Here is a 23,988-nt window from a genome sequence, read left to right on the forward strand (position 1 = left end):
TCAATATTGCTCTTTGGGTTCATACAAGTTTTTCAAATCGTCCATATCGAATCCACTCACAGTCAAAACAGACATGGATAACGGTAAATGTGCCATACCATCAATGATAGGTATCTCTATGGTACGACCAAATATATCAACCCCAGTCAATGACTTCGTATACTTTACCGGGATAAGTTCCTCTTTTTCATCAGCCTCTCTCCAAATACTCAGTACAGGGGCTCCGCTCTCTTTTTCATTCTCGTAAATAAAACCATAAGTTTTGCGATCTTTTGCTAAGTACTTTCCTATCGGCTTCAAATATCGATAGTTATTAACCATATTGGCGAATGCTACCGCTGCCGGCTTAACAGTCAACATAGTATTATATCGAAGTATACCGAATCCCGACTCTGGATGATGAACGCCGAAAGGCTCTTCCACCAATTCATACCAAAACATTTTTCCCGCCCCAAAATAAAGCTGTACCAAATAATTACGTACCAAATACTGGGCCTGTTGATATTCCGTTACAGGTGGGAAATGACGACGTATACTATCGGGAAGATAAGTTGTCCACCCGGTTTCGGTTACCCAAATCTCGGTCGGGATATTCCGTTTTTTAAGCATCTCTTTCTGCATTTTATAAAAGCCATCATAGAATGGAGATGTTTCGGGATATTTCCTCCACAATATATATGGGTGTATCGCTGTAAAATCGATATGATTGGCGACATCTTCCCGATTGTCGTCGAAATATTCGATCCACTCTTCCTCTCCGGGCCAAATCAATTTTATATCCCCGTTTACCGCTTTAATAGAATCATGCATCTGTTTCACCAGATCGGTAAAAGGGACACCCCAACCCTGCGGACGCCATTTCTGTCCTTGCGGATGGGGCCATCGTTTATTCCACCCTGCAAAATTACTAGGCTCGTTTTGCGACTCATAAACAAGAATACGATTCTCATTCATCTCGACATATTTTTTGATATTCGTCACATCTTCGTCCCAACGCCAGATACCATTTTCATCTTGCCAGCCATGATTGGCATCCACATAGTCTAAAATAGGCAACCAACAAATATTGTGACGGTCTAAATAATCGATAAAAGGATCGGGCGTATTTCTCGCAGTACCGATAAAATCTTTCCATCTCGCAACATCTCTGACCCAAGCAATACCCAATGCTTGCTGAATCTCGGCCACCCGCCAGTCTCCATAACGAGCATAATGAGCTCCTACGCCAAACGGAGAATCGTAATCTTTCTTCGTAAGGGTCACATCGGGTATCACGCCAAAACCTTCCTGTTTCGAGAATATGACTTTATCTCCGTGTAAAAAACTTACGCTCAAATAATAATAGCCCAATTCCGAGAACTGGAACGGAACGTAATAATACCGTTCGAAAGGACTCGACAGCGTGTACGTTTTCTTATAACCAATCGGTTTTTTATCGATATCCACTATCTCGACCACAACCTTATAGGTAATATCGTTATTTGCTTTTATAACCTTACAAACTGAATTCCCAGACTCGTTTTTATGATAAACAGCACCTAACTTATTAAATGTAATATCTATAATATTCTCCTGAGATTTCCCGAAAACTACTGTCACAGCTAAAAAAAACATCGTGACAAATCCAATTATTCTTCTCATACGGCAACATTATTATATTACTTCAACACTCTTTTCACCGGTTCATCGGTCATTGTAAATACCAAATGACCTCCACTCATTATATCCTCATGCTTGATCGTCAACCCTCTCACCGGCTTTCCATTCAATTCGACCGATTTGACATATTTATTCTTTCTGGAAAGATTCTTCGCCTCTACGACAAATGCTCTGTCTTCCGTCAACTGAATGGATATTTTATCCATTTGTGGAGCTCCTAAAACATACTCTCCACTAATCGGATCTACCGGATAAAATCCCATCGAAGAAAAAATATACCATGCAGACATCTGTCCACAATCGTCGTTTCCACACAAACCATCGGGTTTTGGTTTATAGAATCGTTCGAATATCTCTGGTATCAACTCTTGGGTTTTCCACGGTTGATCCACGTAATTATACAAATAAACGACATGATGACTCGGCTCATTCCCATGTGCATACTGCCCGATAAATCCACTGACGTCCGAGACAAAGCCTGTATTCTCGGCTATCGTATCCAACATAAACAACGAGTCCAATTTCATAGCAAAAGATTCCTTTCCACCCATTAAATCAATTAAACCCGCCACATCGTGTTGCACATGCCAAGTATATTGCCATGCGTTACCTTCGGTATAATCCCCACCGCAGCTGGCTGCATGAGACAACAAAAACGGATTAAACGGAAAACGCCATTTTCCTTTCGAGTCCTTTCCTCTCATCAACTTCGTGCCGGGATCAAATAACGATTTATATGCACTGGCCCGTTTCATAAAAAACTCATAATCCTTATCCTTACCCATTGCTTTTGCCATTTGCGCAGCACAATAATCATCGTAGGCGGACTCTAATGTCCGGGATACCGATTCTACCGTAGTTATATCAAATGGATAATAACCATATTTATCATAAGTTTCCCAATCCGATTTTTTATGACTCACCGTCAACGAAGCCTTAATCGCATTATAGGCATCTTCTGGACTAAATCCTTTAAACCCTTTTAAATAGGCATCGACAACGACAGGAACCGCATGATTGGCTATCATGCAATATGTCTCTTTATCCCATAACGTCCAAACCGGCAAATGCCCTTGTACCTTCTGATAATCCAACAAACTATTTATCATTCCGGGTACTCGTTTGGGGATCAAAATCGTATAAAGAGGGTGTGCAGCCCGATAGGTATCCCACAAAGAAAACGTCGAATAATATGTGCCTGATTTAGAAACGAACACACTGTCATTAACACCTCTATACTTTCCATCTATATCGGCAATATCGTTAGGCTGAATATACAGATGATATAACGATGTATAAAAATTTGTTTTTTGCTCTTTCGTTCCTGACACAGAAACTTTCGACAACAATTCCCTCCATAAATCCTGACTCTCTTTTTTAACCGCTTCGAAATCCCAATCGGGACTCTCAGTTAACAAAGCACTTTGAGCCCCCTCGATACCAACTGTTGAAAGAGCGACTTTTATCTGTACCGATTCTCCCGATTCTAAATCAAACTCTAAAATCATTCGTTTGGCTTTCTCCCCTTCACGAGCTGGCAATATCTCCTTCACGGTATAAGGCTTATCGAACTTTACCACATAAAAGAAATGGCGTCGTACCCAATTTTTAACTTCTTGATGTCCGGTTATAGTCCAATTATCAGGCATATTCATGTCGGCATACAAAACATGTGTTTTCAAATGGTCCTGATTATACACGACTCCACTTTGCATATCCAACAACATTCGTGCGGGCGCATCAGAATTATAAGTACATACATAATAAGTGGTACGCTGTGTCGCTGTCACCTCGACATCTATATCCGAATCGGTCAATTTCACCTTATAATATGCGGGTGATGCCGTTTGAGTCGCTTTATCATATGCACTTTTATATATGCCATTTTTCACATCTCCGCTAAAAGGGAATATCAATACATCTCCCAAATCGGGACAACCGGTTCCATTCAAATGATTTTGGGCAAATCCCATGATAGAATCGTCTGCAATATTAAATCCCGAACAGTATTTCCACTCATCGTTCCCTGTTTCTGGACTTGCTTGTATAAACCCAAATGGCACACATGCTCCGGGAAAAGTATGTCCATTATCGGCATTCCCTATAAACGGATTAACAAAAGAAAGCACGTCTTCATTTCCATCAGATGAAGAAATATTATTACATGCAGTAACCAACAAAACTCCTGATAATATCCACAATAAATTTCTCATAATATAAGATATCTAAAAAATTAGCAATTCAACCCGACAAGATTAAGACTTTATCACTTTCTGCTTTTTTATACAGTTGCCCGACTCATCGAGAACACTCAGTATATAAGCACCCGCAGGCAAGTTATCCATATCGACAGTGTAAACTTTGTCATATACTCTGCCCGAATAGACACAATTGCCCATCATATCGAACAAGGAAACTTTTCCTATTTCCGTATCGGAATAAATCGTTAAATTCCTAATTACAGGATTCGGGAATGCACGAATCTGGAAATCATCGTTTTTCATATCCTCCACAGAAGACTCTGGATGTTCCCCTATTTCAATAATATAAGGATGATTGGAGATATCCAACTCTATTGAATTCACATTGTTCAATACCATTTCGGGAGCAGTCCCCTTAGTCGGATTATAAACCCATACCTCGTCATAAGTTTGATCAAAACCGACAGTTATCCGATCGCTACCACCTTCATACTTCTCTCCCCAGATGACCAATTCAAAGGTCCCGTTATTCTTTTGGAGCAATAAATCATGAACAGTTATCGTGCGGCCTGTAATAGAATAAGTTAATTCACCCGGTTCGTCAATATCTTTATCATCTTTTAGAATAGTCGTTAGATTATGAAGATAATGAGCCGATTGTCTCGGATTATAAAACTTATCGTAAAAACCGAAACTTTGGTTTCCCGATTCATCTCGTCGGTCGGTCAGCAAATACATGGCCGTGTAATCAAATCCCTGAGCGAATTGCGCAAGATAAAGCGACATATATAATAATCCCTGCATCTCTTCCGTCACAGCATCGCTTATCGTAGACCCAGTTTCAGTTGTGACACGGGGTAACGCCTCTAACTCCTCATCGGTCAAATACCCTTTGTATTTATTTAACCACGTCACACCGAAATGCCGATACAGCACATCGCAACCCGGTGGCACATTCGTACTCGGCTCAGCGGCTCTCCATGTCTGATTATTTTGTGGAAACTTGAAACTCGGATGATTAAAATAGTTGTGTAAATTAGCGACATCGGCAAAAGTTACTCCTCTGAATTCCTCGGGAACTGCCATATCGTCCTCTGGAACTTTGAGATACTGTAACCCGACATTTTCTCCCGAAGCTCCACCATACGTAAGGCTCCAAACCGGATAATTATACCCGTCTTTCCCCAACACGGGATCGGCTTTCACATCTTCATACAACTTCTTCTGCATACGAGCCACCGGCTTCCAATTATTTTTTCCTTCTTTATTCCCTCCGCCGACTTCTCCTTCAAAAATTACATACCAATTTCTATTATTAGGCTCGTTGTTCCCTTCGATCGCAATAATTGCGTCCGGAGAGGTCGCATCGATAATTCGCTTGACATTATTTATTAAATTGGGAATATTCCGTTCCTGTCCCCCGGCTCCCAGCCCTGCACTGAATCGAATACCGGCATTATCATACAATTGTTTATACGAAGCTATCGACGTGCCGGCTCCCGGTAACGAAGTCTCCGGCAGATTAGTAAGTGAACTCACACTGCCCCCCACACTCGTACGAATCCACCGAGCACCCAAATATCGCATAATCTCCTCGGTGGTATTCACATTTTCACCCCTACTGTTTATCGATGTATTCATGCCAATGGAATTGAGAAACCGATTGGCCGGCACAGCTTTGAACGTTCCACTTATATCTTCAACCACCTCGTAAGGACACGGTGACAAACTATTAAAATCAATCAGGCTGGTCGACCGCCCCAACTGTACCGTGGCTTCTTCGTTCAATATACCAGCCATTTCATAATATTTGATTTTACAAAATCCGATAACATTGTCATCAGAGGGCTCTTCTGGTATCGCACCGTTATCTAAAATAGAAACATTACCCCCTAAATGTTTTAAAGAACCAAAACCGTTCAATCGCTGCAAAGACCGATTATTCGTCAGCACCAAATCTCCTCCGATATAAGTCAAAGGCATGTTCTCTGTATTATCCCCATTGGTGAAATAATAAAGACGACTACACCCATCGACCACAAAATCACCTTCTACTTTTTCCAAATAAGGGAATATCTTTTGTGGTTTATTCATTGCAGTGGTTATATTGGTCAACTTCAAATCGCCCTGTACCTCACGTATCTTCGAAAAAGATTTATCAAGATGTGCCGTAGCCGCCCCCGTCATGACTTGGGGACAATTTTCTATAATAAAATCGCCATGAATAACCGAGAACTTATCTTCATCGGCAAATGCATCCATATCGCTCAATACAGGACAATCCCTAAACACAAAACCGGCTTCACTACAATCGATCACATCTATCAACCCTGTTGTAGTAGTCAATTGAGAAAGACCTTCCATCGTCAACGTTCCCGTAATTTTCTTTACTCTATCGGTCAATTTCAAAATCTCTGACTCTGGAATCATCTCGCTTCCCTCCGGTTCAATCAAAGTCAAATTCTCAACAGTCTCTTCCACCGAACCGGCCGTAAACTCCTTTAACTCCGAAAGCCCATTCAACGTGTAACTGTTTTGGGCGGCAACAAATCCGCACATTACATACGGAATAACCAACACCCTAAAAATACTACTACATATCTTTTTCATCGTATAAAAATTAAATTATCTGTTTAATTACTTTTCACAGAAACCGTATTGGTTACCGTAACCGTCTCGCCTGTAATCCCCCTTACCGTCAATGTTACATTATAATCGCCAACAGCTCCATATTGATGTTTCGGATTAATTTCATGCGAAATCGCCGACCCATCTCCAAAATCCCAAGAGAAAGGCTCCTCGCCCGAAAAGAAATCCCAATAAAGAGAAGAATTAGTAAATACGAACGTATCGAATGAGCTACCGTCGAGTTGTGTAGTAAATGTAGCTACTGGTATCGTTATTTTCGTATCAATCAATATAATGCCTGTATTCAGCTGTTTATTCACACGATTATTCTCATCAGAAATCACAATACCCATAGCATACTTTTTAGGAGCATCTTTTCTCAAAAAATCCAATGCCACGGAGACATCAAAAGTCGTTTCGTTTTTCCCATCGGGTATTTGGATATTTTGTGGTATTTGAAGGACATATTCAGAAGGCAAAACTTCCACATCGGTCAAAACACCATTATCTATCAAAGTTTGAACCGTATCCGTATTCAACATTACCGAAACATTTACAGAGCCTTTAATAGTTTTTCCCGTACCCGAACGATAAATACCCAACGGAATAACAAAGGCATTATCGGCGTTCCTCACTGTATATTTCATCGGTTGTCCCGGCGTAGGAGAAACCCACGCCGTCGATGCTCCTTCTTCAATCGTATAGATACCGTCAGGTGAAATACTCCCATTAACAGCAATCGGTAAATAAACCAAAGATTCGGGATAAGGAATATCTACAATTTCATCGTATTGACATGATGTAGCAAACAAAAAGCAAATTGCAGTCACAAGTAAAAGACGATTTTTTATCATTGATTTCATCTTATTTCGTGTTTATTAGTTATTATCTCTTTACCAAAGTGGATTCTGTACCCAACCGGTCGTATTAAGATCGGCCTGAGGAATCGGATATAAATACATTTTCGGCTCGAATGTTCTTTTTTCCACCTCAATGGGTTTATATTCGAACTCTTCATCTGAAATTTTCGTTATTTCCACGCCCCGAAGCGGTGCGCCCAATGTCTCTGGCGCAATCATCCAACGACGCACATCCCAAAAACGATGATCCTCGAAAGCCAATTCCACCCGACGTTCGTTCCGAATCTTTTCTCTCAACTCCTCTTTCGATATAGCCGTAGGTACAGCCGGCATTTCAACACCGACTCGATTCCTCACTTGATTCAAAGCCCTGACGGCATTTAACCGGTAACCAACATTACCCGTAGGCCCATAAGCCTCATTCATGGCTTCTGCATAACTCAATAAGATTTCGGCGTATCTCATTATTACCCAATGATGCACACTCGTACGGTTCTGCAACAAATCTAAATTAGGATCTATGAATTTATAAATATAATAGCCGGTACGCGTGGCATGAATAACACCCTTTCCATCTCGACCGCCGGTCCATGCTTCGATCGTACGATCCTTGAATTCCACGTTATTCGTCAAAATCGACATCGCTAACCGAGGGTCTCTATTGGCATAAGGATTGGACTTATGCTCCGGATTATTCCAATCAAACGGAGTACCGTCAATCATCTCATAAGCATCCACCAAATTCTGTGAAGGCGTATTCCCGCTCTGTCCCAAATTATATCCAACCGGATAATTATTCTTTTCAAAAGTATTGGTCGAACCGTATCGTCTGTCGAATATTATCTCACCATTCTGATAATCCCGTATTAAACGATACTCGTCCATCGGATATTTATTTCCCAAAGTCGTAATAAAATCGTTACAAGCCGCAGCGGCCTCCTCCCAACGTTCTTGCTGGCTCTTCCCGTCTTGCATGGAAATATATTCTTTATGAGTATAACCGGGAGCCCACTCCTCTGGCTTATTAAACAAATCGCTAGCCGCATAAAGTAAAGCTCTACACTTCAACCCCATAGCAGCTCCTTTCGTTGCACGACCCAAATTATTGGCAACGTCGGTCATTCTATCGGGAGCCTGTAAAACTGCCGCAGCCGAGTCGCACTCACTGACAATAAACCTTATACAAGCAGATAAGGAATCTCTCGAAAAAGTCGACAAATCGGATTTCAAACCCAGCGGTTCCGTTATAATAGGAACACCGCCATACCGTTTCACCAATTCGAAATAATAGTAAGCTCTCAAAAAACGAGCCTCATATTTCCATCGATGAATATTATTCAATCGATTCTGATAATCTTGCTGTTTTGTAGGGTCATATTTCAAATAATCCAAATCGACCTCGTCAGATTCTTTCAAAAATAAATTCGCAGCAAATATTCCTTCAAAGTTACGTTCCCACGCCGATCCGTCTGGATTATTATTGGCATTCCAGCTACCTACGTTAAAACCATGAATAGAAGCTGTTTCCAAAGTATATTCAGCCTCGTCGCTCGCAGCCGCCATCATTGCACCGTCCAGATAAGAAAGGCCGTCTGGCAAATAAGAATAAAGACCTATCGATCGAGCCAATGTATTATTATACGAAACATTAGCAAACTCTTCTGTTAAATTAGTCTCCGCCTTAGGATCGAGGAGATCGTCACACGAATAGAAAACTACCGAAAACAATAGCCCGACAATAACCGGAATCTTATATGGTTTCATAATACTTAATTTTAATATTAAAGTTGAACACTAAGTCCTAAACTCACCGTCCTCATTGCCGGATAACCGGTCATAGTCTCCGGGTCGGTAAATCCGTCCATATGGTCTAACGAGAACAAGTTAGTCCCATTCATGAAAACTCTTACTCCTTCAATTTTTATCTTTCGAGTCAAATTCTTCGGAATTGTATACCCTATCTCCAAAGAACGAAGTTTCAAAAAATCACCGTTCTTCTGCCAAAAAGAAGAAGACTGATAATTGTTCAGATTATTGGAGGCCGAAAGCCGAGGATAAGTAGCTGTCGATTTTGTATCCTCTGTCCACCTATTCAGTGCAATAGAAGAAATCTGTCCATCATTCTGGAAGGCTTCGAAATATGAGCCGCTCCAATAAACCGACCGATTCAAAGCTCCTTGAAATAAAACATCGAAATCAAAACCCTTATATGTCAATCCCGCATGCAAACCCAAAGTACACTCAGGGACATCGGTATAACCTATGGCTTTAAAATCTTCCGAATCGATTCTTTTATCGTTATTTAAATCGGCATACTTCAAATCGCCCGGTTGAACCGCTGCAAAAGTCTGCTTCGGCGAACTATCTATTTCGTTTTGGTCGTTAAAGAACCCCAGTGCTTCTAACAAAAACGGTTGATCAACCCTATGCCCGGTTCTATACTGATAAGCATAATTTTGAGGAGCCTCGGCATTATACAATATTTTATTTCTTGCAAACCAAGCACTTGCCTCCACAAACCAGGTCAAATCTTTGGTTTCTTTTCCGGTATAACGCACCACAGCCTCGAATCCTTGGTTACTCACCCGCCCTATATTCAATTCAGGACGCTTGAATCCTACAAAACTAGGAAGTACATCATACGGCATCGTCAAAATATCATATCGCTTTTCTTTGAAATAATCAGCCGTAATGCTTAATCTATCGAAAAGAACGGCATCGATACCGATATTAAATTTTCTGTCTTTTTCCCATGTAGCATCTGGATTGGCATAATAATTCTGAACGTAATAATACGATGCAGCATTCGACTGACCGAGATAATAGTTTCCACCTGTATAATACTGATTATACGGGAATCTTGTAGATCCGTTATCTTTATTCCCTGTGAGTCCATACGAAGCCCTCAATTTAAGGTAATCTACTATTTTGTTACCTTTTAGGAACTCTTCATTAGAAATCACATACCCCAACGATCCGGCCGGAAAAAATCCAAAACGTTTTCCGCGTGCATAATTATCGTTGCCCGAGTAAGCAAAGGAAAACTCTGCAACGTACCGCTTATCGTAAGAATAAGTCAAGCGACCACCCGAAACGATATCCTTATACGGTAAATCGGTAGATGATACGTTATATTCCTCATAACCACCCATCAACATAGCATCCACATGATGCTCTCCGAAAACCCTATCATAGTTCACAAAACCATGAACGACAAAATTCCGCCATTGATTATACGCACTTTCGCTTATAGACATAGAAGAGGTTTCACCAAACTGTTGTCCGGACATATCATATCGGGCATAATCCCTAGATGCTATGGTATACGATTTATATATCGTATTGAAACCGACCGCTCCCGAAATACTCAACCCCGGGGTAATCATACCCAAATCGCCTATTAACTTAGCGGACAATTGTGCAGATCGCTTATTCGTAGAATAATATCCTGTTTCTGTAATCTCTGCCCACGGATTATAATAGGCAGAATTACCTCCTATTTGGCCATTTTCATGATAAATCGGAAACGCATTGGGCGGAAGTTTTGCAATTAAATTGAATACATTCGTACTATATTCACCGCTTACGTCATTCCTTACTCGCCCAGGATTCACACGATCCTCTACACTTCCCCCCAAAGTAAATTCCGAAGAGATGCGTTTCGACAATTTCACATCGACATTCGTCCTGAAATTATATCGCGTATACGAAAAGTCCTTCGTATAATCCGACTCTTTTTCTGTACCCTTATATAATCCCTTATTCGTCGCGACATTCAATAAAACGAAGTATCGTACGACATCGGAACCACCTCTTGCCGACAAATCATAGTCGGCAAGAGGCGAAAGAGTTCGAAGCAGTTGATTATACCAATTCACATTCGGATACCTATATTTATCCGTTCCATTCTTATAAGCCTCCAAATCGGCAGGAGAATACACCTCAGAGCCCGGACCTAAATCGTTAACCATAGCTTCGTTGTATAACTGGGCATAGTCATACGATCCTAAAAAATCCGGTAACCTCATGGCCTGCTGCATACCGAAGCGAATGCCCAGTTTCAGTTCCAAAGGTGCATTCACACCTCTCTTTGTCTTTACAAGCAATACACCATTGGCAGCCTTATTCCCATATATCGCCGCAGAGGCAGCATCCTTTAACAAATTAACCGACTCTATTTCCTGAGGCGTCAACTGTTGAAATAATTCCAACGTAGAAGGGAAACCGTCAATTATAATAGTAACGTCCCGCCCTGTTCCAAACGTGCTTATACCGCGAGCATGCAACGTAGGGGCATCGTTCCCGGGCTCTCCACTCTGTTGACCCACTGTAAGTCCCGGAAGTCTCGCATATAAAGTATTTGCAACATTCGTGGTAAACGACTTCGACATTTCATCTCCCTTTACAGAAGATATCGCACCTGTCATTTCCCATTCTGCCCGCTCTCCATAAGCAATCGGAATCATTTTCTCAGAAAACGTCGAATCGGTATGAACCACCTGAGCAGATAAAAGCCCAGTAAACAACAAACCTTGAACCAGCAAAAATATTTTATGCTTCATGAGGCAATCTTTCTTTATCTTCATGTTGATCATAGTACATCTGAATTAATAACCTGGATTCTGTATCAAATATCCCTTATTAACCTCGTTCGTAGAAAACGGGTGCAAATACATTTTTTTCGTAAATGTACGGTTCTCATACAAATAGGGCGTATAGCGGAACTCTTGCGGACTCGAATTAATCCAATAAATCTTAATGCCATACATAGCTCCACTCATCACTCCTTCTTGCTCGGCAATCATCCAACGACGCACATCCCAAAAACGATGGTTATCGAACGCTAATTCAATAGCTCGTTCATTACGAACCAATTCCCTAAAATCGGAATAGATTCCACTACCCGACAAAATAGCCGGTTGTCCCGAACGCTCGCGAATAATATTTATAGCCTCTCTTGCCGAATATTTATAACCATGTTTATCGTCCGGTCCATAAGCCTCATTCATAGCCTCGGCAAAATTCAAATAAATTTCGTTCAATTGGAAAAGTGTAGAATTGGGAACAGGCTCTTGGTTATCGGGACGCATGATAGACGGAGAGACTAACTTATGCAACCAAAATCCTCCATAACAATCCTTGATATGCTTGCCGGCCGCAACGCCCAGTTCTTCATTGGCTTCCCAAAGCTGAACCTCGGGCGTCTGTGAATTCCACCAAGATAAATTATATGCGATAGTCTGTGCAAAACGTCTATCCAAATTTGCCAACTTCGCTTGTAAATCATCGCCACCGTTCCATTCGACCTTATTACCATCACGATCTTCATACTTACGCACAAAGTTCAACAAAGGCGTCGTCCCGTTTGTACCCGAACTACCGGCAATAATCGAGCCCGGAATAATACCCGACCACGGACGATTCCAACAACCCATACCCTGAGCGGCCTTCTCGGCTAAAATAATCTCGGGATTATCATACACCTCCCAACTATATTGATAATTGGCATCCACTCCCTGATCGGTAATCAAATAACAACCATTCGTTTCCGCCCAGCGAATGCAAGAATCGGCAACTGCGGCAGCACGCTCCCACCACACCATATTTTTAGGTTCGTTCAAACAAATGAGATTATTATTCGTCCCAAAATCCATATAAGGCTCGTTGGTATTAAACAACGGACTAGCTGCATAAAGCAATACCTTAGACTTTAACGCCAACGCTACTCCCTTATGAACACGCCCCCTCAGATTCTGCAAAGCATTATCGAGCAAAGCCGGATAAGCCTCGTCAATATCCTGCAAGATGAAAAAAAGCATCTCCCTTAAACTGGCACGAGGTATTTTCAAATTATCGTCCAACTGCAAGCGTTCCCGAATAATAGGCATCCCGCCATAACGCTTCATCATCTCAAAATAATTCAACGCTCTTATCAGCTTAGCCTCGGCTATCAACTGGTCTCTATATTCAGGAGTAATATCGGGGACATCATAAATCCTGTCCAAAAGAACCGTTATCTTCCTGATAGCTACAAAACGATAATCAAATCGAGAATCATCGGTACGATTAGCCGAGATAGAACCCTCGTTCCACCAGTTCATGCGATACCAGTTGGCACACGTTTCGGCCTCATCGCAAGCTCCGGCGAAAATGTTCTCGTCCCTATTGGAATAAACATTCGAGTTTGCCGAAGCATACCCTAAATTAGAATGGATACCCATCTGATAAATACTCGTTAAGAATGTCTCCACTTGTGTTCTCGATGAAAATATAGTATCTTCTGTCACATCTCCTCCCGGCGGTTTCTCCAAATAGTTTCCCATCATATCTTCGCACGATACGACAGCGACCGGCAACACCAGAACTAATAAGATTAGTAAGGGAGAAACAAGCTGTTTAAGCCTTTTCAAATTTATATTCTTTAAATACATGGTATAATATTTTAGGTCGTTACTATCCAATTAAAAATTAACATTGATCCCGAAGTTGAATACCCGTGTAACAGGATAAGGTTCGCTATTCGTCACTCCGGCATTGGCGACTTCGGGATCCTGTCCGGGTAACATATCGGTCCATGTCAATAAATTGCTTCCATTTACATAGATTCTAATAGAACCAATACCTGCTTTCTTCAAAGATTCTTGTCTGAATGTATAACCGACTTCTACGTTTTTCAAACGGAGGTATGAAGCATCTTCCAACCAATAAGTCGATGTCAGGTAATTATGTCCTACTCCATTCACACCATAGCGAGGATAAACGATTTTCTGGTTATTGACAAAACGCTCGTAACTCCAACTCTTCAACAAATCACGATTAGCTCCCGTATATTCGTAAAAGCCCCGCATAATACGACGAGAAGGCATATTGGACACGTGAGTCGCCCCCTGAAACAGCAATGAAATATCGAGATTTTTATAAGACCCTCCTAATGAAATTCCATACATGATTTCCGGAAAATTGGAATACCCGATAGGAACTTGGTCATCGTCATTAATTTTGCCGTCACCGTTAATATCCACATAACGAACATCTCCCGGCTGTATCTTATTATTATTGTTAGCCATCACATACTCGGGTCGTCCTGCGGCATTTATCTCTTCCCAAGAGTTGAAAATTCCATCGGCCACATAACCAAAGAATTGCCCGTAACGTAATCCTGTCCGATAGAGATAATCTTCATTACGGATAACTTCGTCTTGTTCCAAAATCTTATTATGGGCATACGTAAAATTAGCTTTTACAAAATAGCTCCAATCACCGATACGATCGCCGACAGAAATTTCTCCGTCCCAACCAGAATTTCTCATGCGACCCATATTATAAGCCGGAAGATTCGATGCCGAAATACCGATGATAGTAGGAACCGTATTACGGTTACAAAGGATATTATCCCGATACTCCATAAAGTAATCGAACGTTAAACCTATACGATCTCCCCAAAATTTAACATCGGCCCCGACATTCCATTTGATTGCTTTCTCCCATGTCAAATCAGGATTACCGGCCTTACTCTCGTTAGACCCCACATATCCCACATATGACGAACCCACTTCTCCAAAATAATACGAATTACTACCCGTATAGGTATATACCGATGGCAAATATAAAAAGCGGTCCCCACCGATTTTATCGTTACCTACGGTTCCATACGACCCTCTTATTTTCAAGAATGACAAGACTTCATTTCGAGGGAAATAAGGCTCCTCGGTCAAAACCCACCCCAACGAATACGCAGGAAACCACCCGAAACGTTTGCCCGGGGCAAAATTCTCAGTACCGTTATATCCTACGTTTACTTCGGCCAAATAACGGTTGCCGTAATTGTACGTAACCCGACCGACCAATCCTTGATATCCATTAGGAATATTATACTTTAATGTAGGATTATAATATTTCCCTTGATTGTACAAGACCAATCCCGTTACCGTATGCTCCCCGAACTTGCCAGTATATTCCGCTCCGATTTCCGAATAAATGCGTATATTCCTGCTATTTGTTCCTTGATAAGTCAATTTCCCGGGATCGGTAGACGGAACAAAAATCAACTCATCGCCGGCTCTTCGCAAGTCATAGGTTATTCCACGGTCATTATAGGTCTTCGTTTCTGTACTATAACTCTTGTAAGAAAGAGCTCCACGCAAAGAAAGTCCTTTCAATAAATAATCCATTTTATACGTGAACCGTCCCGATAAATTCAAATTATTTTCATACTTCGATTTCCAACCTCTCGTATAAGGACTGGCAGGATTTCGCCCGCTACCGAATACATCGGTTATCGTCACAACCTTGTTGTCAATTACTCCCGGTGCAGCATTAGACGGTGTCGAATTCAACGACTCCATAATTTGTCCTGTACTCCAATTAGGGTTCTGCAAATTTCCCATCTGGTTAGAAATATCTAAACTCAACAACAGATTTTTCGTAACATTTATATCGAAATTCGAACGCATATTATAGCGTCTGAATGCAATTTGATAGCTATACCCCGGGTCATATATACCGGTATCCAACATACCGTTCTGCGTAAACACACCCAATGAAACAAAATATTTCACCCGCTCGGTTCCCCCGCTCACATTAAAGTTTGTCTGAGTCTGAGTCGAGAAATCCTTCAACATATAATCATACCAATTGATATCTGGATAAAACAGAGGATCAGAACCGGTTCGATATGCTTCGATAGCTTCCTCCGAGTAACGTGGAATATACGATAACTGTGAATAATAATCGTAAGCCTGAGCCTCATTATAAGCCCTTGCATATTCATACGAATTCATCGGTTCGGGCAAAAACGGGAAATTCGTGATAGCGACATTTGTCGAAAAACTAATTTTCGGTTTTCCCAACTCACCACGCTTTGTCGTAATCAAAATAACACCATTCGCACCTCTCACACCATATACGGCAGTCGCCGAAGCATCTTTCAAAATAGACAACGACTCCACTTCGTTCGGGTCTATATCGTTCAAGTTATTCACTTCGATACCATCTACCATTATCAAAGGATTCTGTGATTCCGCATCACTGGCGAAAGTACCGACACCGCGTATACGCAACGTAGACATGTCTTGCCCTGGTTCACCGCTTCGTTGCACACTCAACAATCCGGGAATCCTACCGCCGAGTGCATTGCTAATATTAGCTTGCGGCGATTGTAAAAGATCCTTTGTGGTTACCATAGAGATAGAACCGGTAACCGTTTCTTTTTTCTGTGAACTATAACCGACAACAACGATGTCGTCCAACGTATTGGCAACCTCCTCCAAAACAAATTGGAACCGGGTTTGTGAACCGACCTTTACCTGCTGAGGATTATATCCTATATAAGAGGCTTCCAATACATCTCCGGGGGAAACTTCCAGCTTAAATGCCCCGTTTATATCGGCCATAGAACCAATCGTCGTCCCCAATACCCGAACACTGGCGCCAATCAACGGTTCGTTATTGGCATCGAAAACGGTTCCCGTAATCTGTATCTTATTTGACTTTACAGCCTGAGCCTTACTTTTCGGCGACGATTTCTCTACCAGAAATAAACTCACTTGACGTTTATTCTTTATTTCATAAGAAATATTCGTTGTACTGAAAATCTGGTTCAAGACAGTAACAACCGGCGTATTATTGACTGTAACATTCACCCTTTTAGACAATTCGGAGTTCAAATTATCCGTATAGAAAAAAACATAATAATTGGTCGACTTCTCAATTTGAGACAAAACACTTTTAATAGGAACATTTCTCAAATTGAGAGATACATTGGTTTGCTGGCCCCATGCATACGGGAACATACCCAGCAAAAAAAGTAATAGAATCGAACGTTTCAATTTATTACAGAAATGCCCTCTCCCATACATTCCAAATAGATTTTTCCAAGGTAACATAAGTTTTTCTGTATTAGTAGTTAACAAGTTTTATAATTAACTTCTCTTCTTCAATAAAATAGTATTTCCGTTCATTTCATACGACATGGGAACCGTTTTAGAATCGGCCTTTTCCAATGAAATCGTACGGGAAATAGTTTCCAATACGTCTTTCGGATCATCGAACAAAACCAACTTTCCACTGCATTTCAAATCTTTAATATCCTTTTCGCAATCGATATAAAGGTCATAATGTCTGGAAATTTTCGCCAATATCATCGACAACGGCTGGCTGCGGAATTGGAGCAATCCATCTTTCCAACTAATAAAATCATACGTATTCGCCGCAGTAATATCCATAGAGTTGCTCGCCAAAGTCAGCATATGGTCAGGTTGCAAAATTTTCTTTTTCGATTCATCATTCGATTGAACCTCGACCAATCCTTCAACCAAGACAACAGACTGAGCCAACTCATCGTGATAAGCCATCACACTAAATCGAGTACCCAATGCCCTCACACTCATTTCCGAAGTTTTTACAAAAAACGGCCTTTCGGCATCTTTGGCAATCTCGATGTAAATTTCGCCATCGACATATACTTCCCGTTTATTCTTCTCAAAAGTTGTCGGGAAACGAAACGTCGAGCCCGAATTGACCCAAACCTTCGAACCGTCTTCCAATACCAAATGAGAAGCTCTGCGACCCTTAGGCACGATCAATTCATTATATTCGACCTTACTATCGTTTACATCTACTGCATATCGTTCGTCCTGCTGGTTTATTGACGAAATAGTCGCCTCGCCACCTCCATACAACACATCGTCCCCCTCTTCAAGAGGAATCGTCCTTTCCCCAGCAATGACCAATCGGGTATCTTTCTCAAAATTAGATCGGTTCTTCTCTATCGTCGCTACTTGATTATCGGAAGTAAAAGGGGCAAAAAAAGAATAAACACCTACCGAAAGTAAAGCGACGACACATGCCGCTGCAAAAATTTTATAAAAGCCCACATACAAACGATGCCTCCGTATCGATTTCACTTGATCGTTGACATGCTCCAAAAGTTCCAGCTTCTCTTGCTCGGAATAAGTTTCATCATCGAATGTCATAGACAAAAGAAGTTGTTTCGCCGCTTCAATTTCTTGTTTTTTCTCAGGATTCTCTAAAACATAATTATCCCAAAATTCAACATCGTCGTCGGTCAAAAGCAAAACACTTCTTAAAAACGAATCATCTTTAAGAAAATCAAGAATATTATATTCTGCCCTTGTTTTCATCTCTATCGTTTGGATATATTTTTTTTCAAATTTCTTTTATTATACAGACGACAAAATCCATTTTTTGTCCCCTCTTTTTCCAATTTTCTTTACCATAAACAGATTATTATAAAAAGAAAAGCCACTTTCAACTTTCGCATTTTACCAATTGCTCTCGACACGGCTTTTCTTGAAGACTGTATGGTCATGTGCATAAGAGAGGCGATCTCTTCATACTCCAACTCATGAATGAATCGCAGATATATAATCTCCCGTTGTCTACCGGTAAGAGAACTGAGTAATTTATTCAATTTTCCTTCTATTTCTTTCTTATCCTCCTCGGCTATCAACTCATTCAATATATTCCATTTTATAGTGAATTTATATTGATAATCATCTATACTACAAGTATCTACCGATACTTTCAACATATCTAATAAATTATTCTTCAAAGACCTGAATAAATAATATTTCAAGTTCCTCACTTCGCTAAGGCTCCTCCGATTAAGATATAGTTTAACAAAGACATCTTGAATGGCATCTTTCAATACTTCTTTTTCAAATCCCAAACTTCTGCCATATTGCAAAAGAAGATCGACATACTTATTATAAATAAAAGTGAATGCCGCATCATCTCCATCGACAAATCTTTGAAAAACGACCTCATCCATTGTTTCTGTTATTTTTCGATAAATTTAAAATCTAACACTACAAACCCAATTTCCTCGAAAAAAGGACTGCACCGGATAGTGGTGCAGTCACTCTTCCCAAAAACTATTTATATACAAATACCATCTTCGAGACTTCATATCTCCGGGAGGCATATATCTTCTTTATCAAATAAATTCCTGTGGATTGAGGTTTTTCTAACCGAAGGCCCGACAAGGTAAAATATTGAATTTCTATTACAGGCTCATCAGACTCGATAAAACTCGATTCTACGGAACTCGGAAGCCCGTCATATTCATAAGCGCCCATATCCACTGTTCCATTAACAACCCGCTCTTTTCCGGCTAAATCTTTATCATAATCGCCAATAGCCTCGTTATTTCCCGCATTTATCGCCGGACTCGAAGATTGAAGCATATAAGTTCCATCGACAAACTGAGGTTCGGCATTGAGATTGCCTACACCGCCCTCGGATTCAGGCCATATCGTATATGTAACTTCCGCCGTCGATTCGGGTCCCAGAAAAACGTTAGATCCGGCTGGTGTCGATTCAGACCGAGCGACATTATCGACAACGATACAATTCACAACCTCCGAACTGCCTTTATTTCCAAACCCTATACCACCGCCGCGGCCACTCGTCGCATCGTTTCCTACGACCGTACAATTTATTACATGAGCCACAATCTCTTCCCCAGCCGGTTCGGTTACCATGCTACAATCTATTCCGCCTCCATAATTGGCATTATTGGCCGTCCCGCCAATTTTATTGCCCTCGACCAAACAGTTCACGACATAGCCCGTTTTAATCGAAACACCACCTCCATTATTACCTCCTGTCGATGTATTGTTCGATTCGTCTGCGACACAATGATTATTTCGTATAATGGAATTCAATAAATACCCACCATCTAAACAGACTCCGCCTCCGACACCCGGTTTCTTTCCATCGGCTGCTATGGCTATATTATTCTCAACGATACAATTCTTTACGATTCCGCGAGCATACACGCCTCCGCCCACACCTTTAATGGAGCCATCGGTTTTTGATCCATAATTATCGTGGACGATACAATATTCTATCATTCCATCGGGGTGGTCGATATAAACACCACCGGCACGACCTGCGGCTCCCGCAGTAGAATTATAAGCATCCCCACCCGATATATCGAACCCTACAAAGTAAGACGCCGTCTTAAAATACAATACCCGGCGACCACTGCCTTTCAAAAAAGTCTCAATATTGTCCAACTGATAAGAAACAGGTTTTTCACTCTCTGTACCCTCACAATTTCCATACACCTTCACATCGGCTCTATTACAAGTAAAACTGGCCCCCTCTGGAGCTACGTATGTTCCTTTCTTTACAAAGATTTCGTCTCCCTCCGACAATTTGGTCGACGTCAATATTGCATTCAACGAAGTAGAGGTTTCCCAACTCAATCCGTCACTGTCTTCACTACCGTCTGGGGTAACAAAATATTTTACAGCATATGCGCTTTGAAATGAAAATACTGTAAAAACTAAAAAGCTAAGTAGATTTGTTTTCATGATATAAAGATTTAACGGTGACTGAAAAAGGGGTATTCGGCAAGCAATAGCCTGAGACGATATCGGAATTCCCTACCGAATACACCCAAACAAAACATCGAAATATTTATTTAATCGTGATGAACACCTTCTCGGTAATTATTTGCTTCGTATCGAAGGTCTTCTTAACGATATAAAGTCCTGAAACACTGGGATAAGTAACCTCTACACCCTGCAACGTGTAATACTGAGTACGTACCACTTCTCCCTCTTGAATTTCAACATCATCTATGGCACTACCGTCCGTTACCTCATAAGCACCTAAATCGACCGACGCACCGAATATACGGGCATTACCAGCCAAATCGGTATCATATCCTTCGATAGCAGGATCATCACCGGCATCGATACAAGGGCTACCTTCTGCCAAACGATAATTTCCTCCTGCTACATCGACAAATTTTGGATCGGAAGTAATTGCGCTGGCACTGACCGTTTTTTCAGGTACACAAATGGCTCCGATAGTCACTCTTTCCGGTAATTTACCATCTGTTTGAGGGTTACCGAAACGAATATTGGCATTACCTGTACCATAATCGTCTTCACGACATGTATTGTTCCATGCGATACAGTTGGCAACAGTAGCAGTCATACCGTCGGCATTTGTCGTCTGAAATCCGATACCGCCACCCAATCCTTGAACATGGTTCTTCGCAACGGTACAGTTAATCACATAAGCATCTTTTTCAGTACAACAGACGCCTCCACCTACCGATTGATTATTCAGCGACCCATTCACCGAATTCCCGACAACAAGGCTATTAATTAATTTACCCGACTTGATGGCGATACCGCCTCCTTGACTTTGGAAAGAATCCCCATCGTCGGTTGGAGTCGTACTGTTATTACGAATGATACAATTCAATACAATGGCATTATCGGGATTACACCCATTTCCCTCGGTTGCATCCAAGCAAATACCGCCTCCGATACCCGTAGACCAAGTTTTCGACGTATCTTCCCACGGAGCAGTAGTCGCAATGTTGTTTTCAATAATACAATTAATTTTCCAACCTACCATTCAAGACATAAAGGCCTCCGCCAACACCTTTTAGAGCTTTCCCATTGGAACCTAAAATATTTTTAGAGCCATCGACACCTATATTATCATGAATATTGCAATACTTCAAAGTTGCCCCTCCATCATTAATATAGACACCACCGCCACGACCGACTCCTGTGGTCTCCGTCGATGCATCTCCACCAGATATATCCAGTCCATAAATTTCCGATGCCTTTCCGTCCAAATAAAGTACCCGTTTTCCTCCGGGACCCTTCAAAAAAGTTTCGAGCCCTTCGGCTGTCGTATACGTAGGCGGTTCGGTTTCCGTGCCGACACAATTCCCATAAACTTTGGCAGCAGCCCTCAACTTAAAACTACCCGTATACGTCCCCTTAGCGACAAAAACTTCGTCACCGGCAGCGGCCCAACTAAGAGCATCTTCCAAACTGGCAGCACTACTCCACGATGTTCCATCGCCCGAACCGGATTCTGTCACATAAATAACATCGGCATTCATTGTCGAAAAACCTCCGGCCAGCAATAACGCTCCCACTAGTAAAAATTTTTTCTCCATGTCATTTAAATTTAAGATTAGTAAATATTACTATTATTTGAGACGATGGGTATAAAATTTTATACCCATCATTCTCAAACTATTTTCTAAGTTTTTTATTTATTCACCATACTATTTCGAAAGGCTCGAAGTCATTTGACCGAAATAAAGTTTTTTTCAACAACTACTTTCTTGGTATCATACGTCTTCTTGACAATATAGAGTCCCGATACAGACGGGGAAGTCACTTCGATTCCCTGCATCGTGTAATACTGAACACGAACGATTTCACCGCCATTGGTTTCGGCGGTTTCTATGGCACTGCCGTCATTAACTTCATACGGTCCTAAATCAACAGCTGCTCCAAAAATACGGGCATTACCGTCCAAATCGGTATCATACCCTTCGATAGCGGGATCATCGCCGGCATCGATACAGGGGCTACCCTCAGCTAAACGGAAATTACCGTTCGCTGCATCAACAAACATAGGATCGGAGGTAATTGCACTGGCACTTACTGTATTCTCTGGAACACATACCACATTGATGGTTACTCGGTTGGGAAGTTCTCCGTCGGTTTGAGCGTTTCCGTAACGAATATTGGCATTACCTGTACCATAATCGTCATCTCGACAAGTGTTACCCCATGCGATACAGTTTGATACGACAGCCCTCATTCCATCTGCATTTTGAGACTGGAATCCGAAACCGCCACCCAATCCTTTTACATGATTGTCATAGGCTGTACAATTAATTATATAAGCCTCCTTTTCGGTAGTACACACACCACCGCCGACATTTTGGTTATTATTCGATCCATTCACCCTATTCCCTACGATAAGACTATTAATCAAATACCCCGACTTAATGGCAATACCACCCCCTTGATGATAATAAGAACTTTCGTCATCATCTGGAGTTGTATAATTATTCCGTATTATACAATTAACGACTACGGCATCTCCCGGATCGCCAGAAGATTCCAAGCAAACACCACCGCCAACACCCATTGACCATACGGAATTATCTTCTTTCAGCCACGGATCTGTCGTCGCGATGTTATTCTCAACGATACAGTTTTCCAACCGACCGTTCCACACATAAGCACCACCGCCAACACCTCTCTGTGGAATACGATTTCCCTCCAACAAACGTTTAGTCCCGTCGATAGCTTTATTATCGTGTATGCGACAATACTTGGCCACACCGCCCCCGCTATTGATATAAAGTCCGCCGCCACGAGCTACACCGGTAGTCTCTTCCGAAGCGTCCCCGCCAGATATATCAAAGCCATAAATCGCTGCCCCTCCGTCCAAAAGGACGACACGTTTACCATCGCCTTTCAAAAAAGTTTCAAGACCTTCGGCCGAAGTATATGTAGGCGGTTCGGTTTCAGTCCCCTCACAGTTACCATATACGGTTGCTGCCACTTTCAACGCAAAACTACCGGTATAAGTACCTTTTGCCACATAAATCTCATCTCCTTTCGCAGCCCATGAAAGAGCATCCGCCAAAGGAGCGGCACTATTCCACGACATACCGTCACCCACGCCGTTTTCGGTCACATAAATAACTTCGGCATTCATTGTTGACAAACCTCCGATCAACATCAATACACCCGCAAGTAAAAAAAGCCTTTTCATGTCACTAAAATTTAAGATTAATAATTATGTTGTAAAGACGATATATTCGCAATTTTATACCC

14 protein-coding genes are annotated in these 23,988 nt (G+C 41.5%); all 14 read right to left on the reverse strand.

Features of this window, described 5'->3' with window-relative positions; all coding sequences use genetic code 11:
• On the reverse strand, nt 1-1,641 hold the full coding sequence (locus HMPREF9448_RS08510; protein ID WP_008862198.1) for a glycoside hydrolase 5 family protein: 1,641 nt from the start codon (nt 1,639-1,641) through the stop codon (nt 1-3).
• Nucleotides 1,642-1,658: 17 nt separating this feature from the next.
• Nucleotides 1,659-3,872, reverse strand: coding sequence for a GH92 family glycosyl hydrolase (locus HMPREF9448_RS08515; RefSeq protein ID WP_008862199.1), 2,214 nt, complete (start codon nt 3,870-3,872; stop codon nt 1,659-1,661).
• Nucleotides 3,873-3,914: 42 nt separating this feature from the next.
• Nucleotides 3,915-6,470: a T9SS type A sorting domain-containing protein gene (locus tag HMPREF9448_RS14230; RefSeq protein WP_008862200.1), complete on the reverse strand. Its 2,556-nt coding sequence runs from the start codon at nt 6,468-6,470 to the stop codon at nt 3,915-3,917.
• A gap of 23 nt (nt 6,471-6,493) precedes the next feature.
• Complete coding sequence (locus HMPREF9448_RS08525; protein WP_008862201.1) at nt 6,494-7,351, reverse strand: PKD domain-containing protein; 858 nt, start codon at nt 7,349-7,351, stop codon at nt 6,494-6,496.
• Between the two features lie 30 nt (nt 7,352-7,381).
• The gene (locus HMPREF9448_RS08530) at nt 7,382-9,112 is read right to left on the reverse strand and encodes a RagB/SusD family nutrient uptake outer membrane protein (protein WP_008862202.1); all 1,731 of its coding nucleotides are present in this window, start codon (nt 9,110-9,112) and stop codon (nt 7,382-7,384) included.
• A gap of 17 nt (nt 9,113-9,129) precedes the next feature.
• The gene (locus HMPREF9448_RS08535) at nt 9,130-11,910 is read right to left on the reverse strand and encodes a SusC/RagA family TonB-linked outer membrane protein (RefSeq protein WP_040296149.1); all 2,781 of its coding nucleotides are present in this window, start codon (nt 11,908-11,910) and stop codon (nt 9,130-9,132) included.
• A 45-nt stretch (nt 11,911-11,955) separates the two neighbouring features.
• Nucleotides 11,956-13,758, reverse strand: a complete 1,803-nt coding sequence (locus HMPREF9448_RS08540) for a RagB/SusD family nutrient uptake outer membrane protein (RefSeq protein ID WP_229042466.1) — start codon at nt 13,756-13,758, stop codon at nt 11,956-11,958.
• Nucleotides 13,759-13,809: 51 nt separating this feature from the next.
• Nucleotides 13,810-17,232: a SusC/RagA family TonB-linked outer membrane protein gene (locus HMPREF9448_RS08545; protein ID WP_008862205.1), complete on the reverse strand. Its 3,423-nt coding sequence runs from the start codon at nt 17,230-17,232 to the stop codon at nt 13,810-13,812.
• Nucleotides 17,233-17,268: 36 nt separating this feature from the next.
• Nucleotides 17,269-18,489 (reverse strand): FecR family protein, encoded by a 1,221-nt coding sequence (locus HMPREF9448_RS08550; RefSeq protein WP_008862206.1) that lies wholly within the window; start codon nt 18,487-18,489, stop codon nt 17,269-17,271.
• Between the two features lie 89 nt (nt 18,490-18,578).
• On the reverse strand, nt 18,579-19,139 hold the full coding sequence (locus HMPREF9448_RS08555; protein WP_008862207.1) for an RNA polymerase sigma factor: 561 nt from the start codon (nt 19,137-19,139) through the stop codon (nt 18,579-18,581).
• Nucleotides 19,140-19,242: 103 nt separating this feature from the next.
• Nucleotides 19,243-20,688 carry a choice-of-anchor Q domain-containing protein gene (locus tag HMPREF9448_RS08560; RefSeq protein WP_008862208.1) on the reverse strand — a complete coding sequence of 482 codons (1,446 nt, stop codon included), beginning with the start codon at nt 20,686-20,688 and terminating at the stop codon, nt 19,243-19,245.
• 106 nt (nt 20,689-20,794) lie between these two features.
• Complete coding sequence (locus HMPREF9448_RS08565) at nt 20,795-21,748, reverse strand: choice-of-anchor Q domain-containing protein (RefSeq protein WP_008862209.1); 954 nt, start codon at nt 21,746-21,748, stop codon at nt 20,795-20,797.
• Nucleotides 21,729-22,304: a hypothetical protein gene (locus tag HMPREF9448_RS08570; RefSeq protein WP_008862210.1), complete on the reverse strand. Its 576-nt coding sequence runs from the start codon at nt 22,302-22,304 to the stop codon at nt 21,729-21,731. Before HMPREF9448_RS08570 ends, HMPREF9448_RS08565 begins: the two co-directional genes overlap by 20 nt.
• A 131-nt stretch (nt 22,305-22,435) precedes the next feature.
• On the reverse strand, nt 22,436-23,926 hold the full coding sequence (locus HMPREF9448_RS08575) for a choice-of-anchor Q domain-containing protein (protein ID WP_008862211.1): 1,491 nt from the start codon (nt 23,924-23,926) through the stop codon (nt 22,436-22,438).
• Between the last annotated feature and the right edge of the window lie 62 nt (nt 23,927-23,988).

This window comes from Barnesiella intestinihominis YIT 11860 (assembly GCF_000296465.1).
In the GTDB taxonomy this organism is placed as follows: domain Bacteria; phylum Bacteroidota; class Bacteroidia; order Bacteroidales; family Barnesiellaceae; genus Barnesiella; species Barnesiella intestinihominis.